Raw genomic sequence first — 12,185 nt, 5'->3', positions numbered from 1 at the left:
GTTTCTCCGGTTCTCTCTTACAGCGCTTCGGCGCCGGAAATAATTTCGATCAGCTCGTTGGTGATGACGGCCTGACGCGAGCGGTTGAATTGGATGGTCAGCTTGTCGATCATCTCGCCCGCATTGCGCGTCGCGTTGTCCATCGCCGACATCCGGGCACCCTGCTCGGACGCGCCGTTTTCCAGCAACGCCGCGAAAATCTGCGTGGCCACGCCGCGCGGCAGAAGATCGGCAAGGATCGCCTCTTCGTCCGGCTCGTAATCATAAAGCGTGGTTTCGCCCTCGGTCTCTTCGAACGAGGCAGGAATGATCTGCTGGGCCGTGGGGATCTGGCTGACGACATTCTCGAATTTCGAGAAGAAGATCGTGGCCACATCGAACTCGCCTGCATCGAAGCGGGCCAGCACGTCCTTGGCGATGTTCTGCGCGTCGGTATAGCCCACGCGCTTCACCTCGGTCATGTCAACATGACCGATGAAAAGATCGCCGTAGCCGCGCTTCATCTGATCGCGGCCCTTTTTGCCGACGGTGAGGATCTTCACCGTCTTGCCTTCGGCTTTCAGCTTGTCGGCATGCTGGCGCGCCAGTTTCGCGATGTTGGAGTTGAAGCCCCCGCAAAGGCCCCGCTCCGCCGTCATGACAACAAGCAGATGCACCTGATCGCTGCCCGTACCGGTCAGCAATTTGGGCGCGCTGTCGCTGCCGCCGACCGAGGCCGCCAGCCCGGCCAGAACGGCATTGAACCGTTCGGCATAGGGGCGCGCGGCTTCGGCGCTTTCCTGGGCGCGGCGCAGTTTGGCCGCGGCGACCATCTGCATCGCCTTGGTGATCTTGCGGGTCGATTTGACCGACTCGATCCTGTTTTTAAGGTCCTTGAGACTTGGCATTGCCGTCTCTCTCCTTATGCGAAGGTCGCGGCGTACTCGTCGAGCGCAGCTTTGATCTTGTCTTCGGCCTCACCCTTGATCTTGGGATCCTCGTTGGTGATCCAGTCCAGCAGATCCTGGTTCTTGCCACGCAGATGCGACAGCAGGCCTGCCTCGAACCGTCCGACATCACGCACGTCAACCTTGTCGAGATAGCCCTTGGTGCCGGCGAAGATCACGCAAACGATTTCCGCGTTGGTCAGAGGCGAGTATTGCGGCTGTTTCATCAGTTCGGTCAGACGCGCACCACGGTTCAGCAACTGCTGGGTGGCCGCATCAAGGTCAGAGCCGAACTGGGCAAAGGCCGCCATCTCACGATACTGCGCCAGTTCCAGCTTCACCGGGCCAGCCACAGATTTCATCGCGTTGGTCTGGGCGGAGGAGCCCACACGGCTCACCGACAGACCGGTGTTCACGGCGGGGCGGATGCCCTGGTAGAACAGTTCGGTTTCAAGGAAGATCTGGCCGTCGGTGATCGAGATCACGTTGGTCGGAATAAACGCCGACACGTCTCCGCCTTGGGTTTCGATGATCGGCAGAGCCGTGAGAGAACCCGCACCGTTGTCCTCGTTCAGTTTCGCCGACCGCTCCAGCAGACGGGAGTGGAGGTAGAAAACGTCGCCCGGATAGGCTTCGCGTCCCGGCGGGCGGCGCAGCAGCAGCGACATCTGGCGGTAGGACACGGCCTGTTTGCTGAGGTCATCATAGATGATCAGCGCGTGCTTGCCGTTGTCGCGGAAATACTCGGCCATCGCGGTTGCGGCGTAAGGCGCCAAGAACTGCATCGGCGCCGGTTCGGACGCGGTGGCGGCCACGACGATGGAGTAGTCGATGGCGCCGGTCTCTTCCAGCTTCTTCACAAGCTGGGCCACGGTCGAACGTTTCTGGCCAACCGCAACGTAAACGCAGTAAAGCTTCTTGCTCTCGTCATCGCCCGCCGCGTCGTTATAGACCTTCTGGTTCAGGATCGTGTCGAGCGCCACGGCGGTCTTGCCGGTCTGACGGTCACCAATGATCAGTTCGCGCTGGCCACGACCGATCGGGATCATCGCGTCCACGGATTTCAGGCCGGTCGCCATCGGCTCATGCACCGATTTACGCGGGATGATGCCAGGCGCCTTCACGTCGGCCACGCGACGCTCGGACGCTTCGATGGGGCCCTTGCCGTCCAGCGGATTGCCCAGTGCGTCCACAACACGGCCCAAAAGCGCATCCCCGGCTGGCACGTCCACGATAGAGTTCGTGCGCTTGACGACATCGCCTTCTTTAATGTCCCGGTCGGAGCCGAAGATCACGACCCCAACATTGTCGGCTTCGAGGTTCAGCGCCATGCCTTGAATGCCGCCGGGGAATTCGACCATTTCACCGGCTTGCACGTTGTCGAGGCCATAGACACGGGCAATCCCGTCGCCGACACTCAGCACGCGGCCCACTTCGGCGACTTCGGCTTCCTGACCAAAGTTCTTGATCTGGTCCTTCAGGATCGCAGAAATCTCTGCTGCTTGGATACCCATTTATCCGACCTCTTTCATTGCATTCTGGAGGGAGTTCAGCTTCGAGCGGATCGAGGTGTCGATCATCTTCGAGCCCACTTTGACGACAAGACCGCCGATGAGGCTTTCATCGACCGTCGCATTGATGTTCACGGTTTTTCCGACACGTTCGGCCAGAGTTTTTGCAAGCTTGTCCGCCTGCGTCTTGGTGAGCGCCTTGGCGCTTGTCACCTCGGCGGTGACTTCATCACGCTCTTCCGCAATCAGATCGCGCAGCGCACGAAGAAGGTAGGGCAAAACGAAAAGACGTCTCTTTTCGGCCATAAGACCAAGGCTTTTGCGCATCACGGGGGCGACGCCCATTTTCTTGGCGATCGCGGTGATCGCAGCGCCCTGATCGGCACGGGACACGACCGGGGAAGATATCAGGTCTCTCAAATCGCTGCTGTCGTCCAAAGCTGCGGTGAGGTCATTGACAGAGCTTTCAAGTCCCGACAGGTTATCGTTCTCTTTGGCAATGTCGAAAATCGCGGTAGCATATCGTTCGGCAATGCCACCTGAAATCGAAGCTGGTTCGGACACGTCCACCCTTCCGATATTTGGCCCCGGCAGCGCGCGAGCGAGCAGCCCCGGGGGCGTTAAACGTCCCTGATCGGCCTCAGGTCGTCAAAATCAGCGTGGATGTAGCAGAGCCCTATCAACCTCGCAACAAGGTATAGCGATAACGGGATTTTGCAGAAAGTTAACGATTGCAGAGACTTAGCCAAAGTGCGACCGTTTGCGCGCGCAGAAAGTTCACGAAACAGACACGTATATTGCAGTTTTTACCCGATTCACGTGAGTGAAATGCTCGCAAAGAGGGCGATCTTTGCCGCCAAGAGGCTGAGAAACGCACATTCCGCGGATCGGCAGGATAATCTCCCAGGTCGACAAGGGACTATGCACGCCCGGGAACAGGCTCTGTCATGCCTTCCAGGACACCGATGGCGCGCCGTTCGGGCACTTTGGAGATCTTTCCTTTCGGCGGATAGACCCGCTTTGATGCCTCGACCATGAAAACGCCGCCTGCGATCATTGCAGGCATGCGACGCCCAACCTTTTCGAAAAGCGCGCCTGCCTTCATCCAGATCCGCCGCTCGGACGGCATCTGATAGATCGCCGCGCTATGCCGTTCGGGCAGGAACTGATGTTTGCGCAACTGGCTTTCAAGCTGGCCAGGCGTATAGGGGCGGCCAAAGCCGAACGGTGTGCGATCACTGCGCGACCAGAGCCCCGCCCGGTTCGGCACGATGAAGAGGGCTTTTCCTCCGGGGCCGAGCACCCGCCAGCATTCCTCCAACAGTTCCGAGGGCCGCTCGGACGTTTCCAGGCCGTGAAGCATGATCAGCTTGTCGACATGACCGGTTTCGACCGGCCAGAGTGTTTCTTCGGTCAGAACAGAGACATTGGGCAGGCCGGCGGGCCAAGGCATCACGCCCTGAGGTCCGGGCATCAGCGCCAACACCCGACGCGCGTCGTTCAGATAGGGGCGCAGCAAGGGTGTTGCAAAGCCAAAGCCCGCAACGGTCTGCCCCTTCGCCTCGGGCCACAAATCGCGCAACCGCAGCCGCATGGAGGCCTGTGCTGCCCGGCCAAGGGCCGAGCGATAATAGAAGTTCCGAAGATCCTGCACATCAAGATGCATTGCGACTGCCCGTATGATCCGCCAAGCTGCCACCATGTTAACAATGAAAGGGCGAAAGACCATGCCTCTGGACATCGTGACCGTTCCCTGCCTGTCAGACAATTACGCCTTCCTTGCGCATGACGCCGAGACCGGAGATACGGCCCTTGTGGACGCGCCAGAGGCGGCACCGATTCTGGATGCGCTCGACGCCCGGGGATGGCGTCTGAGCCACGCGCTGATCACCCATCATCACTATGATCACGTCGACGGGCTGAAAGAGATACTTGCAAAACACCCCGCGCAGGTCGTCGGACATCAAAAAGATGCGGCGAGGCTACCGCCGCTCGACATTGCGCTGAACGATGGAGACACCATTCGGATTGGATCCGAAGACGGCATGGTCATGGATGTCTCGGGTCACACCGTCGGACATGTCGCTTATCACTTTCCAACCTCCAAGGCGGTCTTTACGGCAGACAGCCTGATGGCGCTTGGATGCGGTCGCGTCTTTGAGGGCACGATGCCGCAGATGTGGAACAGCCTGTCGAAACTGTCGGCCCTGCCCGGGGATACGCTCGTTTATTCAGGTCATGAATATACCAAGGCCAACGGGGCTTTCGCCATCACCATTGAACCGGAAAATCCCGATCTTATATCTCGCATCCAGCAGGTCGACGAGGCGCGTGCCGCCGGTCAACCCACCGTGCCATCGCTCTTGTCGCTGGAACACGCAACCAACCCTTTCCTTCGGGCCGCTGTGCCCCACCTTCAACATTCAATCGGTATGGATGGTGCGGATCCGGCGGAGGTCTTTGCGGAGATACGACGCCGAAAGGACAATTTCTGACGCCGCATAATCACGCGCCGGAAACACGCTCACAGCTTTTGTGACCGTTTGAAGACAGAAAAAACTTGAAGCTCGGGCGGTATCAACCAAACTCTAATACTATGAGGACATGGTTGGTCCGGGGGCACGGCCCCAAGTCGTTCCCCTCCCGACCCAGATAAGAGGAGCACGCGCGTGCCTTCATTCTCGAACACACTTGAGCAGGCCATTCACGCAGCCCTGGCGCTGGCGAATGAGCGCAGGCATGAATTTGCAACGCTGGAGCATCTGCTTCTGGCGCTGCTGGACGAACCCGACGCGACGCGCGTGATGAAAGCATGTTCAGTCGACACCGATGAGCTGCGCAGCACGCTGACGGAGTTCGTGAACGAGGATCTTTCGAACCTCGTGACCGAAATCGACGGGTCCGAAGCTGTGCCGACAGCCGCCTTCCAGCGGGTCATCCAGCGGGCCGCCATTCATGTGCAATCGTCCGGACGCACCGAGGTGACAGGCGCCAATGTCCTGGTCGCGATCTTCGCAGAGCGCGAATCGAATGCCGCCTACTTCCTGCAGGAGCAGGACATGACACGGTATGATGCGGTGAATTTCATCGCGCACGGCGTGGCCAAGGACCCTGCCTATGGCGAAGCACGACCGGTGACCGGCGCCAGCGAGGGCGAGGAAGAGGCCAGCCAGGCCACGACAGAGGGTGAGCAGAAGGAAAGCGCGCTTGCCAAATATTGCGTGGACCTGAACGCGAAATCCCGCAGCGGCGATATCGACCCGCTGATCGGTCGCGATGACGAGGTCGAGCGCTGCATCCAGGTGCTTTGCCGTCGGCGCAAGAACAACCCGCTTCTGGTGGGCGACCCGGGCGTGGGCAAAACAGCGATCGCCGAAGGTCTGGCCCGCAAGATCGTGGCCGGAGAGACGCCGGAGGTGCTGGCAAACACCACCATCTATTCCCTCGACATGGGTGCCTTACTTGCAGGTACACGATATCGCGGCGATTTCGAAGAGCGGCTGAAGGCCGTCGTCTCGGAACTGGAAGATCACCCGGATGCGGTGCTGTTCATCGACGAGATCCACACCGTGATCGGCGCGGGCGCGACATCTGGCGGGGCGATGGATGCCTCCAACCTGCTCAAACCAGCCCTTCAGGGCGGCAAACTGCGCACGATGGGCTCTACCACCTACAAGGAATTCCGTCAGCATTTCGAAAAGGACCGCGCGCTGTCACGCCGGTTCCAAAAGATCGACGTGAACGAGCCTTCGGTCGAAGATGCCACCAAGATCCTCAAAGGCCTCAAGCCCTATTTCGAAGAGCATCATGGCGTCAAATACACCGCCGACGCGATCAAGACCTCGGTGGAGCTTGCATCCCGCTACATCAATGACCGGAAGCTGCCCGACAGTGCCATCGACGTGATCGACGAGGCCGGAGCGGCGCAGCATTTGGTGATTGCCGCGAAACGCCGCAAGACCATCGGCACCAAGGAGATCGAGGGCGTGGTCGCGAAAATCGCGCGCATCCCGCCCAAGAACGTGTCCAAGGACGACGCCGAGGTTCTCAAGGACCTCGAGGCAAGCCTCAAGCGCGTGGTGTTCGGTCAGGACAAAGCGATCGATGCGCTCTCTTCGGCGATCAAGCTGGCGCGCGCCGGTTTGCGTGAACCAGAAAAGCCCATCGGCAATTACCTGTTCGCCGGCCCGACCGGCGTCGGGAAAACCGAGGTCGCCAAACAGCTTGCCGATACGCTGGGCGTGGAACTGTTGCGTTTCGATATGTCGGAATACATGGAGAAGCACGCCGTTTCCCGCCTGATCGGTGCCCCCCCGGGCTATGTCGGGTTTGACCAGGGTGGCATGCTCACCGACGGTGTGGACCAGCATCCTCATTGCGTGCTGCTGCTCGATGAGATCGAAAAAGCTCACCCGGATGTCTACAACATCCTGCTTCAGGTCATGGATCATGGCGAACTGACCGACCATAACGGACGCACTGTCAGCTTCCGCAACGTGGTTCTGATCATGACCTCCAATGCCGGCGCGGCAGAGCAGGCGAAAGCGGCAATCGGGTTTGGCCGGGATCGGCGGGAAGGTGAAGATACGGCCGCCATCGAGCGCACGTTCACACCCGAATTCCGCAACCGGCTCGATGCCGTCATCTCCTTCGCGCCGCTGCCGAAAGAGGTGATCCTGCAGGTGGTCGAGAAATTCGTCCTGCAGCTCGAAGCCCAGTTGCTGGACCGCAATGTCACGATTGAACTGACCCGCCCGGCTGCGGAATGGCTGGCTGACAAGGGATATGACGACAAGATGGGCGCCCGCCCGCTGGGTCGCGTGATCCAGGAGCATATCAAGAAGCCGTTGGCCGAAGAGCTGCTGTTCGGCAAGCTTGCCAAGGGCGGCGTTGTCAAAGTCGGTCTGAAGGGCGGCGCGCTCGATCTGAAGATCGAGGGGCCGGACAACCCGCGCCTCTCGGGCGACAAACCCCCGCTTCTGACCGCGGACTGATATGTTTCGCGCTGCCGTTGCAGCTTGTGTGTCATCGCTCGCCGGGCCACTCCTGGCGAGCGATCTGCAATTGTCTCTTCCGATTGATTGTGAGCTTGGAAGCGAGTGTTACATTCAACAATTCGTCGATCATGATCCCGGCCCCGGTGCGCGTGATTTCCGCTGCAACGGGCTCAGTTATGACGGGCACAAGGGCACTGATTTCGCCCTCCCGACACTCGACATGCTTGACGAGGGAGTAAAGGTCATCGCCAGCGCGCCCGGAACCGTTCGCGGGTTTAGGGACGGGATGGAAGACCGGTTGTTCGGTCCGGACGATGCTGCATCCCTGGACGGGCGCGACTGCGGCAATGGCGTCGTTCTCCAACACGCCAATGGCTGGGAAACGCAATACTGCCACCTGCGCAAGGGATCTGTCCGCGTGCAAACCGGACAAAGCGTCGAGAGGGGCGAAGTGCTGGGAGAGGTCGGCCTGAGCGGGCGCACACAATTCCCCCACCTTCATCTTTCAGTGCGTCATAACGGGGAGGTTGTCGACCCATTTGACGCTGCCCTGCCCCATGAATGCCAGGGCGCATCGGACGAAAGCCTTTGGGATGTCACACCGTCCTATATTCCGGGGGCCATTCTGGATGTGGGGCTGGCAACGGATGTGCCCAGCTACGACGCGGTGAAGGACGGAAGCGCGGCAAGGGACAGCCTTGGGGCCGACGCCGCTGCCCTGGTGGTCTATGGATTTGCCTTTGGCGGTCAAACAGGCGACGTGATGGCCTTGACCTTATCCGGGCCCGCAGGATCCATCGCCACACACAGCACCACCCTGGACCGGGATCAGGCGCAGTTTTTTCGAGCGACCGGAAAACGGCTGACCACTGATCGCTGGCCAGCCGGGGAATATAATGGAGACGTCCAGCTTATACGCGATGGCGCGGTGCTTGATACACAAAGCGTGACGATCAGCATTCCCTAACACAAATCCGCCCCCGGTCGATCCGGACTTTACCGTTCCGTCAGTTTCAACTCGATACGCCGGTTCTGGGCCCGTGCGACATCGCTATTCGCCGGGTTCAGCGGCTGATATTGACCAAAGCCATTCGCGGCCAGACGCTGCGGCGGGATGCCATGGGCATTTACCATGTAACGTACGACCGAGAGGGCCCGCGCCTGGCTCAGCTCCCAATTGTCGGCAAACTCGCCAAAGCCCGACAGCGGCACGTTGTCGGTGTGACCGTCCACCCGGATCACCCAATCAATGTTCTCCGGGATCTCGGCAGAGATGTCACGTAAGATACCGGCGATATTGGCGATCTCCTGACGGCCTGCGGGGGAAAGCTGCGCCTCGCCGGGATCAAAAAGCACCTCCGACGAGAACACAAAGCGATCCCCGACCACGCGAACCCCTTCCTGATCGTCGAGAACCGCGCGCAATTGACCGAAAAACTCCGAACGGTAACGCTCAAGATCCTGCGCCTCCGCTTCCAGTCGCCGCCGCTCCGCCTCCTCAAGCTGGCGCCGACGCCGTTCTTCGGCTGCAACACGGGCAAGCGCGGTGTTGAGTTCGGAGCCAAGCGTTTCAAGCTGAACCTGCGCTTCGACATCGCGTGCCTGCGCCTCGTCCAACAAGGCCTGAAGCGAGCTGAGTTGCGTGCGCAACGCGGCAACCTGTTGGTTGAGCAGCGCCGTCTGCCTCTGGCTTTCGGCAGAGGCCGCCTCCTCCTCGGCCAAGGCCGCATTGGCCGTGGCCAGAAGGGCTGCGCGCTGTTCGGCACGGCTGAGCTGGTTCTGCGCCCGTTCTTCGGCTTCGGCTTGCGCTGCAAGCGCCGCGACCAAGCGGGCGCGCAGCACCTCCTGATCAGACGCCGCCGTCTGGGCGCGCTCAAGCGCGTCCAAAGCCTCCAGCAGCCGGGCTTCGATAGAGGCGCGGTCACGGGCTGTCGTGGACGCATCCGATTGGGCCACGCGAAGCTCGGCCTGAGTTCGCGAAAGCTCTTCCTGCAGGCGCGTGCGTGTCGCCGTCGCGCTTTCTGCGGTGTTGCGTGCGGTCTGCAATTCGACTTCGAGGGACGAAATCCGGTCAGACAACCCAGCCTGATTTTGGGCCGCATCCGCTGCTGCACCCCGTGCCTCGGCAAGCGCGGCTTGCGTCTCAGCGAGGCTCGCCTGCAAATCGCCGGTTTCAGCCGCGCTGGCCGACGCGGCAGTGCGGGCCGCGGCCAATTCGGACTGGAGCCGCTCAAGTTCGGTTCTCAAGGCAGATTGCTCTGACGTGGTTGACGTCAGGCTGGACTGTGCCGCCCTCAGATCGTCCTGCGTCTGACCCAGTTGCGTTTCCAAGGCCGCGCGCGCGCTTTCCGCAGTGCGGGCCGCTTGTTGGGATTGTGAAAGTTGGTCGCGCACCTCGCCGATCTGCTGTTCGAAAGCGGCCCGCGCCTCAACAGCGTCGTCCGCAGCAATCTGAGAAGCCTCGAGTTCCGCCTGCAGACGCGCGAGGTTGGCCTCCAGCGCATTCACGATCTCGCTGTTCTGACTTTGTGCGATCTGCATTTGCGACAGAACGATCGTCAGTCTTTCAGCAAGCGCATCCCGTTCCGCCGTCTGCGCCTCAGCCGTTTGCGCCCGCAAAAGCGCCGCGGCCAGCCGCTCATCCAGATCATCACGCGCCGCCTCTGCCGCCGCCAGCAGCGTGAGTGTCTCTTCCGCGTCGCGACGTTGCGCTTCGAGGGACAGCGTCATCGCCGTCAGTTCCGCATCGGCCTCTTCCAACCGCTGGCGCAGGGCTTGGGCGGCGGCGGCTTCGACCAGGCGGGCCTCTTCTTCCGCCGTCAGCCTCTCCTGCAGCGATCCAACCTGCTGTGAAAGCGCGGAAACCTCATCGCGGCTTTGTCTTTCCTGGGCGCGCAGATCCGCGACAAGTGCATCAAGCGCTTCGCGGCGTGCAGCCGCCAGTCGGGCGGCCTCGGCCTGCGCATCCACCTCCTCGCGACTCTCGGCAAGGGCGAGGTTCAGCGCTTCCTGCTCGGACAAGAGGGCGGCGCGCTCCTCGCGAAGCTCCTCGACCGTTCCAAGCGCGCGGTCCCGATCGGCAAGCAGAGCGGCGACCTGGGCTTCGAAACCGGTGATACGTGTCTCGGCAGCCGCCAGGGCCTGGTCCTGGCTGTCCCGCTCCGCACGCAAAGACGCGATCAGCGCTGTCTGGCTGTCCAGATCGTCCTGCGCCTGGTTCAAGGTCGCCGTAAGCGCCCCCATCCTCGCTTCAAGCTGGTTGGAGCGGCGTTCTTCCAGTCCAAGGGCAGAGGCCAAGGCGCTGACCTCGGCCGAGAGGCTGTCAAGCTCGCTCTTTTGACCCGAGATCGTTTCACGCAAGACAAACTGCACCACCATGAAGATGGTCAGCACGAACATCAGAACCAGCAAAAGGCCAGTCATCGCATCCACGAAACCCGGCCAGATCGCACCCTGAAATCGCTGCCCTGTGCGCCGCGAGAGCGCCATGACCTAGCCCCCCTGCCGGTTTTTCGGCGCGTCGCGCACCGGGCGCGGACCCGGGCGGCCCGGTGCCAGCGCCTTGACCAGCATTTCGACGTCCTTGCGCAATTCGGCCATGCTCTCCTGTCGACCGGCTGAGATTTCTTCAAGGATCCGAAGCATCTGAACGTCGATGGAGCGGAGGCGCATCCGGCTTTCCGCGTCGATGCCTTCACCGGATTGCTGCGCGGTCATGACGTCGATCAGACGGTCCTGGCCCTCCGCGACACGGTCAAGCGCAGCTGCGGTGGCATCTCCACGATCCAGCCGCGCGACCAGTTCCTCAACAGCTCCGGCGAGCGCTCCCAGCTTCTGGTCCACGTCGGCGCGCCCGGCATCGGACTGCGCGAACATCGTGCGAAGCTGTTCCATCTGCTCCGTCATATGGTCCAGGACACCGGCCACGACATTGCCTTCGCCAGTCCCCTCCTCCCCCGAGGCAAAGCTGACGCGAGTGATCGACGACAACCATTCCTCAAGTTCGCGGTAAAAGCGGTTCTGACCATGACCGGCAAAAAGTTCGAGCAGACCGACGATAAGAGAGCCGGTCAGACCGAGAAGCGAGGACGCAAAAGCAACGCCCATCCCGCCAAGCTGGGCTTCCAGGCCGGTCATCAAGCGATTGAACACCTGAACGCCTTCTTCCCCGTCTTGCGGGGCAAGACTGCGGATCGTGTCGACAACGGCCGGCACGGTGGTCGCCAGCCCGTAAAATGTGCCCAGAAGGCCCAGGAAGATGAGCAAACTCACGATATAACGCGTGATCTCGCGCGCCTCGTCGATCCGTTGCGCCACAGAATCCAGGATCGAACGTGTCGAGGTCGCGCCAAGCTGCATGCGCGCCCCTCGCGCGCGCAGAAGCGATGCGAGCGGGGCCAGAATGCGCGGTGCCGCGGCCTGGTTCGTCTCGCCCGCCGCGAATTCCTCGATCCAGCGCACCGAACCGATCAACTGGAGCACCTGCCAGAAACAGGCCACCACCCCGATCACGAAGACGAACAGAATGAAGCTGTTGAGATAGGGATTTGCCTCGAACACCGGCAAAACGCGCGGCAAAGCGACAAAGGCACCAAGGCCGGACAGGCCCAAAACCAGCAGCATCAACAGGATCTGCCGGATGGGTTGGGAAAACTGCGGTCTGGCCTCGTGGTCTGGATGCGCCATGCGCCCAGCTCCTGCGCGTTCTTGGTCTGTTGGCTTGGACACTACAGAAGAAATCGCCTCAGAGC

Annotated in this window: 9 protein-coding genes; 3 read left to right on the top strand and 6 right to left on the bottom strand. The window is 61.1% G+C overall.

Annotation, left to right across the window (positions count from 1 at the left end; translation table 11 throughout):
- Positions 1-17: 17 nt before the first annotated feature.
- The 4 genes from CFI11_RS06580 to CFI11_RS06565 form a co-directional block, all read right to left on the bottom strand.
- The gene (locus CFI11_RS06580) at positions 18-887 is read right to left on the bottom strand and encodes a F0F1 ATP synthase subunit gamma (protein ID WP_130404240.1); all 870 of its coding nucleotides are present in this window, start codon (positions 885-887) and stop codon (positions 18-20) included.
- 14 nt (positions 888-901) lie between these two features.
- Complete coding sequence (gene atpA / locus CFI11_RS06575; protein ID WP_130404238.1) at positions 902-2,440, bottom strand: F0F1 ATP synthase subunit alpha; 1,539 nt, start codon at positions 2,438-2,440, stop codon at positions 902-904.
- Positions 2,441-3,001 (bottom strand): F0F1 ATP synthase subunit delta, encoded by a 561-nt coding sequence (locus CFI11_RS06570; protein ID WP_130404236.1) that lies wholly within the window; start codon positions 2,999-3,001, stop codon positions 2,441-2,443.
- A 355-nt stretch (positions 3,002-3,356) separates the two neighbouring features.
- A complete protein-coding gene (locus tag CFI11_RS06565; RefSeq protein WP_130404234.1) occupies positions 3,357-4,103 on the bottom strand; it encodes a methyltransferase domain-containing protein in 747 nt (248 codons plus the stop codon).
- Between the two features lie 61 nt (positions 4,104-4,164).
- Here CFI11_RS06565 and gloB point away from each other — a divergent pair, with 61 nt between their 5' ends.
- The 3 genes from gloB (at position 4,165) to CFI11_RS06550 (ending at position 8,401) form a co-directional block, all read left to right on the top strand.
- The gene (gene gloB, locus CFI11_RS06560) at positions 4,165-4,932 is read left to right on the top strand and encodes a hydroxyacylglutathione hydrolase (protein ID WP_174843485.1); all 768 of its coding nucleotides are present in this window, start codon (positions 4,165-4,167) and stop codon (positions 4,930-4,932) included.
- Between the two features lie 174 nt (positions 4,933-5,106).
- The gene (gene clpA, locus CFI11_RS06555) at positions 5,107-7,431 is read left to right on the top strand and encodes an ATP-dependent Clp protease ATP-binding subunit ClpA (RefSeq protein WP_130404232.1); all 2,325 of its coding nucleotides are present in this window, start codon (positions 5,107-5,109) and stop codon (positions 7,429-7,431) included.
- 1 nt (position 7,432) lies between these two features.
- Positions 7,433-8,401, top strand: coding sequence for a M23 family metallopeptidase (locus tag CFI11_RS06550; RefSeq protein WP_130404231.1), 969 nt, complete (start codon positions 7,433-7,435; stop codon positions 8,399-8,401).
- Positions 8,402-8,430: 29 nt separating this feature from the next.
- Here CFI11_RS06550 and CFI11_RS06545 read toward each other — a convergent pair whose 3' ends face one another.
- Together CFI11_RS06545 and CFI11_RS06540 are read right to left on the bottom strand one after the other, a co-directional pair.
- Positions 8,431-10,923, bottom strand: a complete 2,493-nt coding sequence (locus CFI11_RS06545; RefSeq protein WP_130404229.1) for a peptidoglycan -binding protein — start codon at positions 10,921-10,923, stop codon at positions 8,431-8,433.
- 3 nt (positions 10,924-10,926) lie between these two features.
- On the bottom strand, positions 10,927-12,120 hold the full coding sequence (locus tag CFI11_RS06540; protein WP_130404227.1) for a biopolymer transporter ExbB: 1,194 nt from the start codon (positions 12,118-12,120) through the stop codon (positions 10,927-10,929).
- Between the last annotated feature and the right edge of the window lie 65 nt (positions 12,121-12,185).

It is taken from the genome of Thalassococcus sp. S3 (assembly GCF_004216475.1).
Taxonomy (GTDB): domain Bacteria; phylum Pseudomonadota; class Alphaproteobacteria; order Rhodobacterales; family Rhodobacteraceae.
The sequence above is the reverse complement of the archived record's forward strand: the minus strand, read 5'-3'. Positions and strand labels throughout refer to the sequence as shown.

What these genes read in the sequence shown, in the direction of transcription:
- gloB (WP_174843485.1), top strand. Translation starts at nt 4,165, where the DNA reads ATGCCTCTGGACATCGTGACCGTTCCCTGCCTGTCAGACAATTACGCC.
- CFI11_RS06545 (WP_130404229.1), bottom strand. Translation starts at nt 10,923, where the DNA reads ATGGCGCTCTCGCGGCGCACAGGGCAGCGATTTCAGGGTGCGATCTGG.
- atpA (WP_130404238.1), bottom strand. Translation starts at nt 2,440, where the DNA reads ATGGGTATCCAAGCAGCAGAGATTTCTGCGATCCTGAAGGACCAGATC.
- CFI11_RS06540 (WP_130404227.1), bottom strand. Translation starts at nt 12,120, where the DNA reads ATGGCGCATCCAGACCACGAGGCCAGACCGCAGTTTTCCCAACCCATC.
- CFI11_RS06550 (WP_130404231.1), top strand. Translation starts at nt 7,433, where the DNA reads ATGTTTCGCGCTGCCGTTGCAGCTTGTGTGTCATCGCTCGCCGGGCCA.
- CFI11_RS06565 (WP_130404234.1), bottom strand. Translation starts at nt 4,103, where the DNA reads ATGCATCTTGATGTGCAGGATCTTCGGAACTTCTATTATCGCTCGGCC.
- CFI11_RS06580 (WP_130404240.1), bottom strand. Translation starts at nt 887, where the DNA reads ATGCCAAGTCTCAAGGACCTTAAAAACAGGATCGAGTCGGTCAAATCG.